The organism is Marinobacterium zhoushanense (assembly GCF_014641945.1).
Taxonomy (GTDB): domain Bacteria; phylum Pseudomonadota; class Gammaproteobacteria; order Pseudomonadales; family Balneatricaceae; genus Marinobacterium_D; species Marinobacterium_D zhoushanense.
This window is the reverse complement of the sequence record NZ_BMIJ01000002.1, coordinates 103,279-119,979: the sequence shown is the minus strand read 5'-3', so window position 1 is coordinate 119,979 and position 16,701 is coordinate 103,279. Positions and strand designations below refer to the sequence as shown.

The window sequence follows — 16,701 nt, the reverse complement described above, 5'->3', positions numbered from 1 at the left end:
AGCTTGATGATCGATCGACCGGTAGTGCAGTGCCGGACCGGACGCGAATGAGGATTACCATGGCTGATTACAAGATTTTGTTCACAGGCTCGGTTTGTTCGGGGAAGACCACCGCGATCCGCTCTCTCAGCGAGATCGAAACGGTGGACACCGATGCCAAGGTCAGCGATTCGGTGATTCGTCGGAAACAGAGAACCACGATCGCCATGGACTACGGTGTCTTGGAGCTGAACGAGAACGCCAAACTACATCTGTACGGTACGCCGGGGCAGGAGCGTTTCCGCTTCATGTGGCAGCTGATGATGAGCGATCTGGTGGCCGATGCCGAGGCGTTGATACTGCTGGTGGACAATACCCGCACCGACCCATTCAAGGATATCCGCTTCTATGTCGATGAGTTTCGTGACTATCTCGTCAAGCGGCGCCTGGTAATCGCGGTCACGCACGCGGATGTGCGGGCCAACCCCGATTACAACTACTATATGAACCAGCTCAAGCGGATGGGCCTGTTTACCACCGTGATGTTTATCGACGCACGTGATCCTGCGGATGTATTGAAGCTGGTCAAAGAGGTGGTCGGCCGACGTGAGCGAGAGGTTGACTGGGCAGCGTTGGCCGCGAAGCTGGCCGATAACAGTACGGTGCCGGAAGCGGTCGCCATTCCGGATCAGATCGTGAACAACGACGCCGCCAAGCCGGTTTCGCTGATCGATGCGGCGGTGAATACACGTGGGATTAGCGGCGCGATGCATCTGGGAGCCGATCGCAAGGTGATCAGCTCCAATGTGGGCAGTATGCAGAGTCAGGCGCTGCTGAAGGCAATGGTGAATCTGGTTTCCGCACTGGAACAGAAAGCCGCTTTTCTTGGCAAGATCGATAACTTCATGCTCTGCGGCGAAGAGCAGGAAACCCTGTCGGTGTTTGTCGAGGAGGAGCAGGCACTTGGCTTGAGCTCGGACAAGGGGTTGAGTCTGACGGTCGTCAAGCAACAGGCGTCCGATTTGCTGCAATGGAGTCGAAACGATAATGATTGAACTACTTGAAGCGGTTGATGAGCTGGATTTTATCGAGGGGTGCTGTCTGATGCAGGCGGATCAGGTCCTGTCATCGACCTTCCCGGCCTCTCGTCGCCACCATGAAACGATCGCCAAAAAGGCGTTCACCTACGTATTTACCAACGCGTCGAAGCTGCGCTCGACTCACGATGAGGCGCATCTGGAGATCGGTGAGAAGCGGGTCAGTGGTTTTAAGCTGGAGGGTAGCCAGATACTGATCTGCTTGTCGTCAAAGCAGACCAACGTGGTCAACGTGCGTAACAACGTCCGCGAACTGTACAACGGATTGCAGCAGCAGGCGCAGATGGCCTGACGTCCCTTGGGCGTCAGCGGTTCTCTTCCTACTCCCGTTCGGGGTGAATAGCAGATAAAAAAGGGCAGACACCCGCATCACAGATAGGGGTGCCCGCCCGGTGCTCTTGCCGCTGTAACCGGATTAAACCGGGCCGCGTGCGGTGCGTTTGACTTCGATGGTCTGGCCTAAGGCCGCTTCAAGGTTCAGGGTTTCACCTTTGGCGCGGTAGCCTTTCATTTCGGTGTACAGGGTAACCAGTTTGTCGCCGGCGGACTGTCCTTTGAAGTCGCCCTTTTCCAACGCCAGTTCGTCGATCGCCTCGTTCCAGGGGATCCCTTCGTCCAGCGGAATCAGGAAGAACTTCTTGCCCAGCGCTTCCAGAACTATCGGATTGCCGATATTGCGCACGAAAATCATTGAACAGAGATCGTCAGCCAGATCCGCGCCATATTTCTCCAGCAACAACTCGAGTTGAGCCAGGTCGGTCAGCAGGCCCACCAGCAGCTTGATCTTGTCGCTCTCTTCCAGCACCACTGCACCCAGCAGCAGTGAGATCGGCGGCTTGCGACGGCCTTGAGCGTCGGCAACCTCACCCTCTTGAATTACCAGTTCGCCACGGTATGCGACACCGCCGTTACTCGTGGTTTCGGTAAAGTTCGTGTTGAACAGCAAGCTCTGCTCTTCGTAGTTCTTCAACAGCATCGTCATAATCCTCGTTTCAATTCTGTTAAGTGCTAGCAAGAATGTGACCGAGTTAGAGATGCGTATCAAAGCTTTTAAAATCAAACGATTAAATATTTGTACTAAAGCCTACAGCTGTTGGTTTTTGTCGTATTGTCGTCATTGCTACAGCGCCAGTAGAGCATTTGTCGTGGTTGGGCGAATGTTGGAGAGTCGACTGAAGTAGTGGTCGTGAGTTAACGGACATTTGTGACAAACGTACAATGTTCTTTGGTTTGAAAAGTTGATAAATTGGTCAGCTGTCATCGTTTGATGAGCTTGCCCAATTGTTGGGGTGGGGCACGGAGCGCCATTGGTGAGTATTACTGCCGGTTATGTTATGGCCGGTTGGCGCAGGTGGCTATGTCGCAACAGATCAACGCACGCAAATTTATCCGGATTCAGACGTGGGGGCTGACGTCCATCGTTACCCTGATGGCGGTGCTGGTCATCGCGTTGTATTTGGGGCGCAGCTATTTCGAAACGGAGCGTCATCTTGCTGCGATAGACTCGGAGATAATCGAGAATAGTAAACAGCTGCTGCGCAATGAAATGGATACGGTTGCGAAGGAGTTACGGTTTATCTATGCGCAGGCCGAGAGGCTGCTCAGTGAAGAGGCCAAGAACCAGGTTGACCAAGCTTGGTCGATCGCGAGTACCCTCTATCGGAAGGAGTCAGCTCTGCACGGTGCGGAGAGTGCGGCGGCGTTGATTCGTGAGACGCTTCGCGATATCCGCTTTTTCCATGGTCGTGGCTACTACTTCATCGACGATCTGGAGGGGCGTTGTGTATTGCTGCCAACCGCGCCGCATCTTGAAGGCGGATCATTGATCGATAACCGCGACGACACCGGTCACTACATTATGCGTGGACTGATACAAGCTGTTGATAATCCGGATCAAGCCGGCTTCTCGCGCTACCGTTGGTACGCACCAGATAACCAAACCGAGATGCGTGACAAGATCGCTTACGTAAAACTTTTTGAGCCTTTGGGTTGGATTATCGGTGCAGGCGATTATGTTTACCGCTTTGAAAATGACCTGAAACAGAAAGCGCTGCAGCGGCTCGCACTGCACCGTTTTGGAAATAGTGGCTACTTCACGGTGATGTCGGAAGAGGGCTATGTGTTGAACTCGCCGGTGTTTTCCGAGGCTGAGGGTAAACACTACCGCGATCTGCCTGAGCCTTATGCCGATGTTGGACGCGTGTTGGTGGAGAGTGCAAGCGTCGAGGGGCGCTTCGTCGAGTATGAGTGGTACCAAATCGGGTCGGATCGAATGGAGCCCAAGCTCTCGCTCGTTCAACGTATTCCCGAGTATGGATGGATTCTGGTGGCCGGTGTCTATAACTCGGATTTGTCTGAAGCTATAGATGAGCAGCGGCGGACCACTGTGCAGTTTTTGCGTGCCAGTCTATTGAGTATGTTTCCAGCTGTTATCCTGCTGGCGTTGATCGGATTTTTGTTCGCGTTCGGCCTGTCGCGCTGGTTGATTCGCCTGTTCAACCTCTATCAGAACGATATTGAGGCACAAAAAATGGCACTGCGTGACAGTGCAGCCGAGCTCAGTATCGCGGCCAAGGTGTTTGAAACCGCATCGGAAGGTATGGTGGTGACCGATTGCAACGACCGGATACTGGCGATCAACACTGCATTCTCGCGCATTACCGGCTACCTGCTGTATGAATTGAAGGGGCGTGATCCATCGATTTTGTTCAACATCCGCAATCCCGAGCCGCTCAATGCGTTGGGCTATGCCGATCTGACGCGATTGGGTTGTTGGGAGGGCGAGATCTGGAGTCGTAAACGCGACGGTACCCTCTATCCCGCCTGGCTGTCGATAACGGCGTTGCATGATGAGCGGGGTGAGTTGATCAACCGGATCCTGACGCTGACCGATATCACCTACCGCAAGCAGAGCGAAGAGCGCCTGCGGCACCTGGCCGAGTATGATCCACTAACCGAGCTGCCAAACCGCCGCCTGCTCGGCGATCGTGCGGACCAGGCACTGGCCACCTGTGCGCGCCAGCAAAAGTCCTTGGGCTTGATGTTTATCGATCTGGACCGGTTCAAGAACATCAACGACTCCCTTGGCCATGAGGCCGGTGACGCCCTGTTGAAGGTGGTCGGAGAGCGATTGCTGGGGGCGATTCGGGAATCCGATACCGTCAGTCGCGTCGGTGGTGACGAGTTCGTTGTGCTCCTGCCGGATTGCGGGCAGGTCGAGGATCTGACGCTGCTGGCGAAAAGGTTCATTGATCTGATCAGGCAACCTATGCATATCTCTGGGCGCGATCTTACCGTCACGTCGAGTATCGGCATCGCGGTGTTTCCCGAGGATGGACGGGACTTCATGCACCTGAGTCGAAATGCCGATGCTGCGCTCTATCACGCCAAGGATTGTGGAAGGGACAACTATCAATTCTATACCGCGGATATGAATGTTCGGGCCAAGCGGCGGCTGGGGATGGAAAATGCGCTGCGCCAAGCTTTGTGCCGTGGCGAAATGGAGGTCTATTACCAGCCGCAATTGTCCTTCCAGTCGCAGGAGTTAACCGGGTTTGAGGCGCTTCTGCGCTGGAATAGTCCCGATTACGGTTTCGTCGGGCCCGACCAGTTCATTCCGTTGGCCGAGGAGACCGGCCTGATTGTGCCGATCGGTAATTGGGTGCTGGAGCAGGCCTGCCGTCAGGTCAGAGAGTGGAATGAAAATTTCGAGTTGAACCTGAATATGGCCGTGAACCTGTCGGCAAAGCAGTTCACCGACGAGCTGATCGATACCATAGAGCAGACGCTGGCCCGTTCCGGTTTGCAATCCGGGAACCTGGTGCTGGAGCTGACCGAGAGTATTCTAATGGAGGATCCTACTGGTGCCGCTCTTCGCCTGGCTCAGATACGCGCGCTTGGCATCCGCATCGCACTGGATGACTTTGGTACAGGGTACGCGTCACTTGCCTATCTCAAGGATTTTCCGCTTGATAAGCTTAAGATCGATAAGGTGTTTACCGATGGTGTACCCGGCAAGGCCCATGACGAAGCGATCGTAAGAGCAATCATCGACCTGGCCGGATATCTCGGCCTGCGCACCGTGGCCGAGGGGATAGAGAACGAAGCCCAACGCCGGTTCATGCTGGAGGCTGGCTGTGATATTGGGCAGGGGTACCTCTTTTCCCGGCCGATTCCCGCGCATGAGGTAGAGACAGAGCTGCTGTGTCTGGGGCATCATACGACGAAAGTCTAATGACCGCAGAAGGATACACCGTCCATGAGGACTCACCCGCTACGCCAGCAAGTGATCAGTGAGGTTCATGCCAGACCATTTCAGAAGCTTTATTCGCCACTGTCGATGATCCATATCGGCGTGGTCATCGATGAGCAGACCAAGCTGAGCGTCATACAACGAGAGGTGGTTAACCTCGCTCATGAGATGGGCCTGTTCGATGCGCCGCTCGCCTCCTTCTTTTTCTGTCGTAACGACGTCTGCGGACTCCGCTTTGAAGCGCATAATGAGTTTTATACGCTGACCGCCTACCGCTTCGGCAGCACCGAGTTACCCACGGGCTTCCAGTCGCGTATCGCGAATCTGCAGGGGGCGTTTCTCTGCGGTTGCGAGTTGATCTGTGCCTCCGAGGTGGAGGATGTGGATAACTGGGTACGCAGCCAGTTCGATCACCAGATCGTTGGCTCCGAGCTGATGGGCGGCTATGCCAAGGTGTGGACCGATTTCCACCACCGTCGGGACAGCGGTCTGACCCGAATCCTGGTGCAGGATATCTCGTTGGCCTCGTATCAGCGTGGCCGTCTGCTGCAGCGCCTGTGTGAAATCGAAGTGTATCGTCACATGGCGTTGCTGGCGCTGCCAGAAGCGTTGCGGGCGATGCCGAGGATCACCCATCTGGACCAGACGCTGGCGCAGGTCAGTGCCCGGCTATCGACCGAGGAGCCGGCGGATCTGCTCGATGAGCTCACCAGCCTGGCCTCCAGTGTGGAGGCGCTGGCGGCGGCCACCGCCAACCGCTTCTCTGCCACCGAGGCGTATTTCACCCTGCTGGACAAGCGGATCGAGGAGCTGCGCGAAGAGCGTATCGAAGGGTTGCAGACCATCGAACAGTTCATGGAGCGTCGAGCGGATCCTGCACGCCTGACCTGTCAATCAGCAGGACTGAGAATTGAAAAACTGTCCAAACGCATAGCGCGGACCAGCCAGATGATCCGCTCCCAGGTCGATCTGTCGACCGAACAGCAGATGCGCGATCTGCTGCGGACTCTGAGCGGGCGGGCACGGTCCCAGCTGCGCCTGCAGGCAAAACTGGAAAGTTTTACCGTTATCGTGGTGACCTACTACGCATTCGACCTGATCGAGCGCTCGTTGCGCAACACCATTCAGGTTGAGCATATGCTCGATGTGGCGCTGTATATCCTCAGCGGTGCGGTACCTATGATCGCACTGTTGCTGTGGCTCTATATTCGGCGCATGCTGCGTGGAATCGATGATGAGTAGCCAGAGTCTTGCGATATAGGTCGATGTGAAGGCTGGCTCAGAGCCAGCCTTTGCGTTTGAAATACCAGTAGGGCGCGATCCCTGAGATCACCATCAACCCTAGCGCCCAGGGGTAGCCCAGCAGCCATTGAAGCTCTGGCATCTGTTCGAAGTTCATGCCGTAGATGCTGGCCACCAGTGTCGGCGGCAGGAACACCACGGCAGCGATGGAGAAGGTCTTGATGATCTGGTTCTGCTGGATGTTGATAAAGCCCAGCGCCGCGTCCATCAGGAAGTTGATCTTTTCGAACATAAAGGTGGCATGGGACATCAGCGTGTCCAGGTCGCGCAGGATTTCGCGACAACTCTCCTGCTCCTCCGGGTTCTGGCGGATATGGCGCAGCAAAAACGAGATCGAGCGCTGAGTATCCATCAACACCAGACGCATCTTGCCGTTGCTGTCCTCCAGCCGGGCAAGCTTATCCAGTGACTCCTCCATCTCGCCACTGATGCGATTCTCCAGCACCAGGGAGCTGACGTTTTCCAGGTTACGATGCAGGTCCTCGAGCTGGTCGGCCAGGTTATCCACCTTCTGATCGAACAAGGTCGTTAGCACCTGCAGCGGCGTGGCGGCCTCGACCCAGCCTCGACGGGCACGCAGGCGCATCAGACGAAAGTCCGCCAGTTCCACGTCACGTATGCTGAGCAACCGGTCCGGCTTCAGGGTAAAGGCGACAGTCGAGGTTTGGTGGCGACCTTCCGATTGATAGAGGAACAGTGAGTGGACATGGATATCCTGGCCTTCGATGAAGTAGCGCGCACTGGACTCGATCTCTTCGACCTCATGGGCATCCGGCAGGCTTTCAGGGTAGAGCGATTCGATCAGCCAGCGCTCTTCGCTGCTGGGCTCCTGCAGGTCGATCCAGCCCACCTCACGCAGCGTTTCCGCCGCATTGTGGTGCTCCAGCTCGCACTCGCTCAGATGCCCGTCGGCGATCGAAAATGCTCTCATCATGGCGCTAGCCTCTTCAGCCGGTTACGGTGCTGACGACGGTATACACAAGATAACCGGCGTAGCCCACGTAGACCAGGGTCAGCAATCCGCCCTCAAGTCGATTGATATGGCCCGCCTTGCGGATACCGTAGCCGAGAATGAACAGCGAGAAGGTCAGTGCAGCCATCACCATCCAGTCGCGATAGAGGACCTCGGGATCAACCACCAATGGCTGAATGGCGCCTGCGATACCGACCACGGCCAGGGTATTGAAGAGGTTGGAGCCGATCACGTTACCCAGTGCCAGGTCGTGCTCGTTCTTGCGCACGGCAACAATGGAGGAGGCCAGTTCCGGCAGTGAGGTACCGATCGCGACCACGGTGAGGCCGATGATCAGGTCGCTTACGCCCAGAGCTGTGGCGATCTCCACCGCCCCCCAGACCAGTATGCGCGAACTGACCACCAGCAGTAACAGGCCGAAGAACAGCCAGAGCAGGGCGGTCTTCAGCGGCATAAGGCCATCTTCCAGTTCGTGGGCGAAGTCATCGCCCAGCGCATCGCCACGCTGCTTCATGCCCTGCCAGATCGACCAGCCCATGGTGGCGGCGAAAACCAGCAGCAGAACCACAGCATCGAGCCTGGATATATGACCGTCGAGCAGTTGATACCCTGACAGCAGGGTGACGCCGGCGAGAATCGGCAGCTCCTTGCGCAAAATCTGTGAGTGAACGGCGATCGGGCAGAGGAGTGCTGTGATACCCAGGATCAAAGCGATATTGGTGATGTTGGAGCCGTAGCCGTTACCCAATGCCAGGCCGGGGTTACCCTGTAACGATGCCAGAGCAGATACCACCATCTCCGGCGCCGAGGTGCCGAAGCCGATGATCACCATGCCGATCAACAGCGTTGGCATACCCAAATGGCGAGCGGTTGCCGCAGCACCATCGACAAAACGATCGGCGCTCCAGACCAGTAGCGCCAAACCCGCGATCACGGCAAGAATTGCCAGTAACATCTATCCACTCCCGGAATATGACAAAGACAAGAAACTCAGCGCGCTACTATACCAGCTCAGCTGCTGTAGCTCAGGGGGAAAGCAGCGCTTGATGTAAGATTTTTTCGATCCTGTAATCAGCTTAAATCGAACCGCAGGCCCGATATCTCTGGAGGCTTAAGCTGGGTGTAGACGCAGTGTATCCGTAACGCGCGCGAAAGTTGTCAGTCCGGGCTTGTTCTTTCAAATCAGTCTGATAGAATGCGCACCCACTTGAGACGGCGACCTGTATTGCCGAATTCAAGTATAGAGTGGTCAGGTGTCCGAGTGGCCGAAGGAGCACGCCTGGAAAGTGTGTATGTCGAAAGGCATCGAGGGTTCGAATCCCTCCCTGACCGCCATCCTATTCAGAAGCCCTGCTGAGCAATCGGCGGGGCTTCGTCGTTTTAGGTTCTGACAAACTCGCCCAGGGAGGGTGAGAACCCTCGACAGGGTTCGAGTAGAGCGAAGCGAAACAACGCCGGAGCTTGCGACGGCGGCCCCGAAGGGGCGAAGTAATCCCTCCCTGACCGCCATCCTATTCAGAAGCCCTGCTGAGCAATCGGCGGGGCTTCGTCGTTTTAGGTTCTGACAAACTCGCCCAGGGAGGGTGAGAACCCTCGACAGGGTTCGAGTAGAGCGTAGCGAAACAACGCCGGAGCTTGCGACGTATGTCTCGGATAAATGAGAAGGACGCAGTTCCGACAACTCATAAACGTACTTGCCGGAGTGATAACTGAGTTAGGGTGTTCTGGCATCAAATAGTTGCGACCACTCACGGATAAAACGCTCGCGCTTCATCTCGTCTTGAAACGTCATCACCGGAAGACCAATCTTGATGGGGTGAAATCGTAGTTGTCTCTTTTCACTTATTGCCGCGATAGATGAGGGGCCTGTGGCCTCGGGGCGCAGTGCGATCAGGTTGCTCTTGCTGGCGATGATCTGTTGGCCCTCCTTGGACAGCAAAAATCGTATAAAGGCTTGTGCCGTGGCGAAGTTATCAGTCTGTTTGGGTACCAGCGCGATTCGCGACATTACGAGAGTGTAGTCCTCCGGCATGATGACACCGATGCGGCTGTCTTTGCGTGCACGGGCCAGTGCATAAGAGCCGAGTACATTGTAAGCGAGCGCTAGCTTCCCTTCGCCAAGGTCGTCAAGCATGTCACTTGTGCAGCAGTAAGTGTGCGACGCTGCACGCGCGAGGCTTTCAAGAATTCGGCCGGAGATGCTGGATACGACGGTATCGTGGGTGGCGAAGAAGTAACCGGCTCCTGAAAGACGAATGTCATAGCTGCCAACCTTTTCGTAGTACCGTTCAGGGTCATTACGCAGAGCATCGACGAGTGATTCGTGGCTGGAGGGTACAGGGGCATTCTCGAACGACGCCTTGTTATAGGCAATGACCACGGGCTCGAACGTGAAGCCAAATGCCTCATTTCGCCAATGGGACCATTCCGGCAAATCGATCGACTCGGGAATATCGAGTGTTCTGGCGTGTCCGTCGTTTACGAGTTTGACCTGTAGGTCCATGGCCGAGCTGAGCACCACATCGGCACCTTTGATCTTCCCGCTAGTCAAAGCGTTATAGAGTGTCGTCGACTCGTATTCGTTATAGCGAACGTCTATATAGGGGTGCCGGCGTTCAAAGGCCTCGATAATCGGTTTAATGGCTCGCGTATCGGTCGCGCTGTAAATATCAAGGCGTTTGACCGAGTTCGGTGTAGTGAACTGCTCGAAGCCTTGATCGGACGGCGTCCGGCGTTCGGCAGCTTGGAGGGCAGTTATCGATAACAGGCAGACGATGGCGGCTCGAATAGCGATCTTCATATCCGTCTCCGAGGTAACACCAGTTCGACCCTTAATCCCTGGGGCTGCCGGTTTATAAGGTGCAGTTGTCCCCCGTGCGCTTCGGTTACGGTATTGGCGATACCGAGCCCAAGTCCGGAGCCCAGGGTGTTTTTTCCGGTTTCTATTCGTTCAAACCGCAAGACCGCACGTTGAAGCATCTCGTCCGGGATGCCGGGGCCTTGGTCGTCGACAAAAATTTTTACCTGTTCCGCTTCAACGTCGATGCCCAATGTTATCGAGTTATTTTCAGGCCCATATTTGATCGCATTATCAATCAGGTTGCGTAGGCACTCTCTAAGGCTCACCGGGTCGGCATCGATCGTCAGATCCCTGTGTGTATTGGAGTAGTTGAACTCGATATTGGAGTCGGCATGATCGCGTACTTCGGACGTCAGGATAGCGCTGAGTAGGGCATCCAGCTTTACCTGTTGGAATTGATTGGTATCGCGCCGGTGTGCGACCAGGGCGTGGGTGAGGAGCTGATTGGTCAGTCGGGTCAGTTTGCGGTGCTGGTTTCGTATGAGTGCCAATCGATTCTGAAGCTTATCCTGGTCATGCTCCATTTCCGCCATATCGAGTTGAGCTTGAACGCTGCTGAGTGCCGTTCGAATTTGATGAGAGGCATCCGCAATGAATACCTGCATCATATCCAGATTGGACTGCAGACGTGTGCGGTATTGGTCGATGGAGGCAATAAGCGGTTTGACCTCTTTTATATCGGTATCGGGTAGAGGCCCCATTTCGTCGGCTCTGCGCTCGCGCAGACTGCGTGATAACTGGTTGAGAGGGGACAAAGTCCGGTTTATGCCGAATGCAAGGCTCGTCAAGGCCAGTGTAATCACGAGCACGAGAACAGCCATCTCACCCAAGAGAATCTCGTTGGACAGGGCATTTCTGGCGTTACGGCTCTGCCCGATACGCACCTCTACCCATCCAGATACGCCTGGGTCGTCCAGCCTTTTAGACACAACAACGGCTCGGATCGGCTCATTGAGATAATTGGTGTTATAGAAGACGGGTGAAGCGCTCGGCGTGTAGTGTTCCGGCGGCGGGAAGTCCTTGTACCCGGTCAGGTAGCTTTTATCTGGACCGCTGACGGCATAGTAGACTTTGTCATCGGGGGCTAGCGAGAGAATATCGAGCGCGGCGTAGGGCAGGTCCACCTCAACCTGTCCGTTGCGAGACCGAATACGCTCGATAATGGCCAGTGCAGAGCCAGTCAGCAGGCGATCATACGACAGGTCGGCGGTTCTGTTAGCGTATTGCCACACACCGGCACTGAGCACCAGGAAAACCACCAGCATAAGACCGGCAGTCCCCGAAAGCAGCCGCTTTCGTAGCGAATAACGCCCGCTAATCATCCACATGGGCAAGATAGCCGAGTCCACGAATGGTTTTTATATGCAATGACGATCCCGCTAGTTTCTTGCGCAGGCGGGTCAGTACCTGTTCGATTGCATTCGGCGTATACGCCTCATCGAAACGGTACAAGCGGTCCGCGATCTGTTCTTTGGTTAGCACATGGTCGAGGTTGTTCAGCAGCAGCTCTAAAAGCTGTATCTCGCGGTGGCGAAGATCGATTTGTATTTCATGCAGCGTGACAGACGCGGTTGACGCATCGTAGGTCAGGTTACCGCAGACGATCTGGTTGCTGGCGTTCCCACGTTCACGACGCAGTAACGCGCGACAGCGGGCAGCCAGTTCCCTGAAATCGAAAGGCTTAACCATGTAGTCGTCCGCGCCAATATCCAGCGCGCTGACCCGATCATCGACTTCAGCTCTGGCTGTCAGAATAAGAACAGGAATCTCTTCGCTTTGAGCGCGAAGCTGTTTCAGTAGCTGAAAGCCGCTCTTGCCCGGCAGGTTAATGTCGAGAATCAACATATCGAAACTTTGATAGGCAAGGAGTTTCTCTGCAGACTCAGCCGATTCACACCAGTCCAGTGGGTGTCCAATATGACCGAAGTATTCACTTATAGCATTGGCCAACTCGGTGTTGTCTTCAATTAGCAGAATGCGCATATCGTGGGTGTAGGTCCGGGATCAAACCTATTCAGTTAATGCGAACTCCCCAAGGATGTCTAGATCATTACAAAAAAGTAGGGGAAAGCGTTTCGAATCGCCTCTGTGTCAGCTTCAGGTCAGTTTCAGCATTTAATCTCCACTGACGCCCAATTCCAATGGGTGAAAATTACAACAACAAGATGTGGAGTTTAATCGTATGAAGCATACGACGCGTACCCTACTGGTGGCCCTTGGCCTTGCCTCCTCTCTGTCTGCTTTTGCCTTCGATCCCGATAAGCCTGAGTGTATTGCGCCCGCCAAGCCTGGCGGCGGCTTTGACCTTACTTGCCGGATTGCCTCTAACGGCTTTGGTGATGCGGGCCTGCTGCCTTCGCCAATGGCGGTAACATTTATGCCGGGTGGTGTCGGTGCTGTTGCGTACAACCATATCAACTCGAATCGTCGTGATGATGGCGATGCATTGGTCGCATTCAGCTCGGGCTCACTGTTGAACCTTGCTCAAGGCAAGTGGGGCAAGCAGCTAGACGAGAATGACGCACGTTGGGTCGGTGCGGCCGGTGTTGACTACGGTGCCGTTATCGTCAAGTCCGACGCGCCCTGGAATACCCTCGGCGAACTGGTTGAAGCCATTAAAGCGGACCCGAGCGGATTCGTACTTGGTGCCGGCGGCGGTGTTGGTAGCCAGGACTGGATGAAAGCCGCCATTCTGATGAAGTCGGCCGGTGTGGATCCCAAGAAGATGCGCTACGTAGCCTATGAAGGCGGTGGTGAAGCCATTGCAGCGCTGATGGGCGGTCACATTAAAGTCTATCCCGGTGATATGGGCGAGATGAAAGGGCAGTTGGAAGCCGGGCGAATGAAGGTGCTGGCGGTCATGTCCGATGAACGACTCGAGGGTGAGTTCAAGGATATCCCGACAGCAGCCGAGCAAGGCTTCGATGCCGAGTGGGCGATACTGCGCGGTTATTATCTGGGGCCGGATGTCAGCGACGAAGCCTATGCGTATTGGACCGATACCTTTAATAAGGCTTACGAAAACCCGATCTTCCTGAAAACTGTCGAAGACAAGGGCCTGGTGCCCTACAAGTCGGCTGGTGAAGCCTTTGATGCCGATGTGAAGAAGCGCGTCAATCTAATGCGTGAACTTGCCAAAGAAGCTGGTCTTATCAAGTGAGGCCCGCCGTGTACGATCGCATTTTTGCAGGTGCGCTGTTGTTGCTGTCCGGGCTTATCGCCTGGGCAGCAGCCCAGTTCGATGTGCCTTTCCAGTATGAGCCTTTGGGCCCAAAGGCTTTTCCCTACATTCTGTCTGCTTTGTTAGCTGTTGCAGCCGTTTGGTTGATGATCAGGCCAAGTGCCGATGGCTGGAAACCGACCAAAGAGGTGGTCTTGAGACTTGGGGGCGCGTTGGTGTTGATGTATGGCTACGCCTTCATCTACGAGCCGTTGGGTTTCATTATCGCAACAGCGGTTGTCGGTGGCGTCTTCTCATGGCTGTTTGGTGAAAAGCCGATTAAGGCCGGAGTCTATGCCTTGGTCATGAGTGTGGTGTCCTTCTTCCTACTGACCGATTTGTTGCAATTGAACGTGCCGGTAGGGACCGTTTTCGGAGGCTGACCGATGGAAGTTTTATCTGCTTTAGCGACCGGTTTCTCGGTGGCTTTTACCCCCCTGAACCTGTTTCTTGTATTGTTCGGCTGCTTTACCGGTACGCTAATTGGGTCGCTGCCGGGTATCGGCCCGATCAACGGCGTGGCGATTCTCTTGCCACTGGCTTATTCAATAGGCCTTCCCCCGGAGTCGGCCCTGATTTTGTTGGCCGGCGTTTACTACGGGGCTGAATACGGTGGCCGAATCTCCAGCATCTTGTTGAACGTGCCGGGTGATGCCGGTGCGATCATGACGACACTCGACGGCTATCCCATGTCAAAGCGCGGAGAGGGAGGGCGAGCGCTTGCAATCTCGGCGGTCTCATCCTTTGCAGGCAGCATGGGTGCTTTGCTGATGATGGTCATCATGGCGCCGTTGCTGAGTGAACTTGCGATACGTTTCGGACCCACCGAATACGTGATGTTGATGGTGTTTGCATTCACCTGTCTGGCCACAATGGTCGGTAGTCGGCCGATTAAAACGCTGATTGGGACGTTGATCGGTTTGGTTCTCGCGACTGTCGGTGTTGATTCAGGCACCGGTGTTCTGCGTTTCACGATGGACATACCGAACTTCTTTGACGGCGTGGATTTCCTTGTGGTGGTCATTGGTGTATTTGCCATCAGCGAAGTGCTGGTGTTGCTGGAGCAGTGGGTCAACAACGACCTGAAGGTGACCCCGGTCGGCAAGAGCTTTGTAACGTTCGCCGATATTGTGAAGGTTCGCTGGGTTATTCTGCGTGCCACCGTGATCGGGTTCTTCATCGGCGTGTTGCCCGGTACTGGTGCCTCTATCGCGAGTGCTGTCGCCTACGGCACAGAGAAACGGATGGCCGAGGGTGATAGCGACGAGTTCGGTAAGGGGGATATACGGGGTTTGGCTGCCCCCGAGGCTGCCAATAATGCATCCGCCGCGGGTGCGATGGTGCCGATGTTGACGCTGGGTATTCCGGGCAGTGGCACGACCGCTATTCTTCTGGGTGCTCTGTTGATGTTTAACATCACGCCGGGCCCCCTTCTGTTTGAGCAGAAGCCCGAGATTGCCTGGGGCCTGATTGCGTCCATGTTCTTGGGCAATATTGCGCTGCTGGTTTTGAACCTGCCGTTGATTGGTGTGTTTGTCCGGTTGTTGTCGATTCGTCAGTCCTATCTGATTCCTGTGATTGTGATGCTGACATTCGTCGGTATATATTCCATTCACGGGGACAGCTTCGACCTGTTTTTCATGGTGATTCTGGGCATATTCGGATTCATTCTGCGCAAACTCCATTTCTCGCTCGCGCCGGTGATTCTGGGCCTCGTGTTGGGTGAGGTGCTGGAGGAGAACCTGCGTCGTAGTCTGTCCATGAGTGGCGGGGATTGGTCGATACTGCTAAACGGCAACATTACCATTGGCCTTGCCATTGCTTCTGTGTTGGCGCTTGTATTGCCTTTCCTGCTCAAGCGAATCAAAGGGAAGGGGCGTACGGCTCAGTTGCAGGCTGAGTTAGACGACTAAACCTGATTACATACGGGCACCGCTAAGGGCTGTCTCACCAGTGTGGGGCCGCCCTTACTTTTTTAGGGCACGGTATGCTGAAAGTGATGTGGACGCTTGCCATTGGCGTGGCAGGAGCATGGGTTGCTAACCTGACGGGGCTGCCTTCTCCCTGGTTGGTGGGCGCAATGATTGGTGTGCTTTTGGCGATATGGGCGAAAGTGCCCGTTTCGATGCCTTCACTAACGACCACGTTCATCTCCCTGTTTATGGGGGTTTCCATTGCCTCAAGTGTTGAGGCGGATTTCTTTATTCACCTAAAGGACTGGAGCCTCTCCATCGGGTTGATGGTGATGATGCTTGGCGTGCTGCTGGCTATACTCTTCGGGTTTTATCGCTATCGCTGCCAGTGGAGTCCAAGCGACGCGCTTTTGTGTTCGATACCCGGTAACTTGGCGGTAGTCCTTATATTCGCGGCCCAAGCGAATCTCAGTGTAAAGCGCATTGCGCTTGTCCACAGTGTCCGGCTGTTCTTTCTTGTTTCTGCGCTACCTCTGCTATTCCCGATTGTGGATCGTCAGGTGTCGGCTAACGCGGTAGATGACATACCGGGCTGGGAGCTGTTGCTGGTATTTTGGGGCGCCGGCCTCACCGGGTGGGGGGCTGCCAAACTGCGTGTGCCAGCAGGCATGCTGGTCGGGGCGATGCTGTGGTCGCTGGTCGTTAAGTTTGTCTTCGGTATGGGGTTTCACATTCCTCCGGAGTGGTTCCGAGTGGTGCTGGTCATCCTGGGGACGGCAACGGCTGTGCGTATGGCGGATCTGGATCTAGGCCTGTTGAAAGAAACGTTGAAGGGGGCTTTTGGCGGTCTGGCGTTGGGGTTGGCCGTGAGCGGTCTATTCTCATTTGCACTGTATTGGGGGGGAGGGGTGCCGCTGCTCCAAGCGCTGTTGGCATACATGCCGGGCGGAATTGAAGTGATGGTGGCAATCGCCTTCAGCACCGACGTTGACCCCGTGTTCGTGGCCACCCATCAGCTAATACGAGTTCTGCTCATGTGCTTCGCGCTGCCGTTGCTCTTCAAGGCGGTGGGGGCCGGCGAGCGCGGCTAATTCACACACACTGC

At 55.3% G+C, this 16,701-nt stretch carries 14 protein-coding genes, 1 tRNA gene and 1 other RNA gene; 10 read left to right on the top strand and 6 right to left on the bottom strand.

The window, feature by feature from the left end; genetic code table 11:
* Window positions 1–59: 59 nt before the first annotated feature.
* Complete coding sequence (locus tag IEX40_RS04800) at window positions 60–1,034, top strand: GTP-binding protein (protein ID WP_188745979.1); 975 nt, start codon at window positions 60–62, stop codon at window positions 1,032–1,034.
* A complete protein-coding gene (locus tag IEX40_RS04795) occupies window positions 1,027–1,368 on the top strand; it encodes a hypothetical protein (RefSeq protein ID WP_188745978.1) in 342 nt (113 codons plus the stop codon). Before IEX40_RS04800 ends, IEX40_RS04795 begins: the two co-directional genes overlap by 8 nt.
* A gap of 123 nt (window positions 1,369–1,491) precedes the next feature.
* Here the strand turns inward: IEX40_RS04795 and IEX40_RS04790 are convergent, their stop codons facing one another.
* Window positions 1,492–2,052: a hypothetical protein gene (locus IEX40_RS04790; protein WP_188745977.1), complete on the bottom strand. Its 561-nt coding sequence runs from the start codon at window positions 2,050–2,052 to the stop codon at window positions 1,492–1,494.
* A gap of 381 nt (window positions 2,053–2,433) precedes the next feature.
* On the opposite strand from IEX40_RS04790, the gene IEX40_RS04785 reads away from it, so the two are divergent.
* Together IEX40_RS04785 and IEX40_RS04780 are read left to right on the top strand one after the other, a co-directional pair.
* Window positions 2,434–5,310, top strand: a complete 2,877-nt coding sequence (locus IEX40_RS04785; protein WP_188745976.1) for a bifunctional diguanylate cyclase/phosphodiesterase — start codon at window positions 2,434–2,436, stop codon at window positions 5,308–5,310.
* 24 nt (window positions 5,311–5,334) lie between these two features.
* Entirely contained in the window at window positions 5,335–6,570 is a 1,236-nt protein-coding gene (locus IEX40_RS04780; RefSeq protein ID WP_188745975.1) for a DUF3422 domain-containing protein, read from the top strand.
* Window positions 6,571–6,607: 37 nt separating this feature from the next.
* Here IEX40_RS04780 and corA read toward each other — a convergent pair whose 3' ends face one another.
* On the bottom strand, window positions 6,608–7,564 hold the full coding sequence (gene corA, locus IEX40_RS04775; RefSeq protein ID WP_188745974.1) for a magnesium/cobalt transporter CorA: 957 nt from the start codon (window positions 7,562–7,564) through the stop codon (window positions 6,608–6,610).
* Between the two features lie 13 nt (window positions 7,565–7,577).
* Window positions 7,578–8,558 carry a calcium/sodium antiporter gene (locus tag IEX40_RS04770; RefSeq protein WP_188745973.1) on the bottom strand — a complete coding sequence of 327 codons (981 nt, stop codon included), beginning with the start codon at window positions 8,556–8,558 and terminating at the stop codon, window positions 7,578–7,580.
* 292 nt (window positions 8,559–8,850) lie between these two features.
* Between IEX40_RS04770 and IEX40_RS04765 the strand changes: the two genes are divergently transcribed.
* Together IEX40_RS04765 and IEX40_RS04760 are read left to right on the top strand one after the other, a co-directional pair.
* Window positions 8,851–8,938: transfer RNA gene (locus IEX40_RS04765), tRNA-Ser, on the top strand.
* Window positions 8,939–8,992: 54 nt separating this feature from the next.
* Window positions 8,993–9,112, top strand: a non-coding RNA gene (locus IEX40_RS04760) — RtT sRNA.
* A gap of 205 nt (window positions 9,113–9,317) precedes the next feature.
* Here the strand turns inward: IEX40_RS04760 and IEX40_RS04755 are convergent.
* The 3 genes from IEX40_RS04755 to IEX40_RS04745 are packed head-to-tail and all read right to left on the bottom strand — an operon-like array spanning window position 9,318 to window position 12,446.
* Window positions 9,318–10,403 (bottom strand): ABC transporter substrate-binding protein, encoded by a 1,086-nt coding sequence (locus tag IEX40_RS04755; protein ID WP_188745972.1) that lies wholly within the window; start codon window positions 10,401–10,403, stop codon window positions 9,318–9,320.
* The gene (locus IEX40_RS04750) at window positions 10,400–11,728 is read right to left on the bottom strand and encodes a sensor histidine kinase (RefSeq protein ID WP_229680586.1); all 1,329 of its coding nucleotides are present in this window, start codon (window positions 11,726–11,728) and stop codon (window positions 10,400–10,402) included. The genes IEX40_RS04755 and IEX40_RS04750 overlap by 4 nt, the downstream gene beginning before the upstream one ends.
* Window positions 11,729–11,777: 49 nt before the next feature.
* Entirely contained in the window at window positions 11,778–12,446 is a 669-nt protein-coding gene (locus IEX40_RS04745; RefSeq protein ID WP_188745970.1) for a response regulator transcription factor, read from the bottom strand.
* A 199-nt stretch (window positions 12,447–12,645) separates the two neighbouring features.
* On the opposite strand from IEX40_RS04745, the gene IEX40_RS04740 reads away from it, so the two are divergent.
* The 4 genes from IEX40_RS04740 to IEX40_RS04725 all read left to right on the top strand — a co-directional run bounded on the left by IEX40_RS04740 (window position 12,646) and on the right by IEX40_RS04725 (window position 16,687).
* Window positions 12,646–13,623, top strand: a complete 978-nt coding sequence (locus IEX40_RS04740) for a Bug family tripartite tricarboxylate transporter substrate binding protein (protein WP_188745969.1) — start codon at window positions 12,646–12,648, stop codon at window positions 13,621–13,623.
* A gap of 8 nt (window positions 13,624–13,631) precedes the next feature.
* A complete protein-coding gene (locus tag IEX40_RS04735; RefSeq protein WP_188745968.1) occupies window positions 13,632–14,066 on the top strand; it encodes a tripartite tricarboxylate transporter TctB family protein in 435 nt (144 codons plus the stop codon).
* Window positions 14,067–14,069: 3 nt separating this feature from the next.
* Window positions 14,070–15,596, top strand: a complete 1,527-nt coding sequence (locus tag IEX40_RS04730; RefSeq protein WP_188745967.1) for a tripartite tricarboxylate transporter permease — start codon at window positions 14,070–14,072, stop codon at window positions 15,594–15,596.
* 74 nt (window positions 15,597–15,670) lie between these two features.
* Complete coding sequence (locus IEX40_RS04725; protein ID WP_188745966.1) at window positions 15,671–16,687, top strand: AbrB family transcriptional regulator; 1,017 nt, start codon at window positions 15,671–15,673, stop codon at window positions 16,685–16,687.
* Window positions 16,688–16,701: the final 14 nt, after the last annotated feature.

What these genes read in the sequence shown, in the direction of transcription:
- IEX40_RS04800 (WP_188745979.1), top strand. Translation starts at nt 60, where the DNA reads ATGGCTGATTACAAGATTTTGTTCACAGGCTCGGTTTGTTCGGGGAAG.
- IEX40_RS04795 (WP_188745978.1), top strand. Translation starts at nt 1,027, where the DNA reads ATGATTGAACTACTTGAAGCGGTTGATGAGCTGGATTTTATCGAGGGG.
- IEX40_RS04790 (WP_188745977.1), bottom strand. Translation starts at nt 2,052, where the DNA reads ATGCTGTTGAAGAACTACGAAGAGCAGAGCTTGCTGTTCAACACGAAC.
- IEX40_RS04785 (WP_188745976.1), top strand. Translation starts at nt 2,434, where the DNA reads ATGTCGCAACAGATCAACGCACGCAAATTTATCCGGATTCAGACGTGG.
- IEX40_RS04780 (WP_188745975.1), top strand. Translation starts at nt 5,335, where the DNA reads ATGAGGACTCACCCGCTACGCCAGCAAGTGATCAGTGAGGTTCATGCC.
- corA (WP_188745974.1), bottom strand. Translation starts at nt 7,564, where the DNA reads ATGATGAGAGCATTTTCGATCGCCGACGGGCATCTGAGCGAGTGCGAG.
- IEX40_RS04770 (WP_188745973.1), bottom strand. Translation starts at nt 8,558, where the DNA reads ATGTTACTGGCAATTCTTGCCGTGATCGCGGGTTTGGCGCTACTGGTC.
- IEX40_RS04755 (WP_188745972.1), bottom strand. Translation starts at nt 10,403, where the DNA reads ATGAAGATCGCTATTCGAGCCGCCATCGTCTGCCTGTTATCGATAACT.
- IEX40_RS04750 (WP_229680586.1), bottom strand. Translation starts at nt 11,728, where the DNA reads ATGCTGGTGGTTTTCCTGGTGCTCAGTGCCGGTGTGTGGCAATACGCT.
- IEX40_RS04745 (WP_188745970.1), bottom strand. Translation starts at nt 12,446, where the DNA reads ATGCGCATTCTGCTAATTGAAGACAACACCGAGTTGGCCAATGCTATA.
- IEX40_RS04740 (WP_188745969.1), top strand. Translation starts at nt 12,646, where the DNA reads ATGAAGCATACGACGCGTACCCTACTGGTGGCCCTTGGCCTTGCCTCC.
- IEX40_RS04730 (WP_188745967.1), top strand. Translation starts at nt 14,070, where the DNA reads ATGGAAGTTTTATCTGCTTTAGCGACCGGTTTCTCGGTGGCTTTTACC.
- IEX40_RS04725 (WP_188745966.1), top strand. Translation starts at nt 15,671, where the DNA reads ATGCTGAAAGTGATGTGGACGCTTGCCATTGGCGTGGCAGGAGCATGG.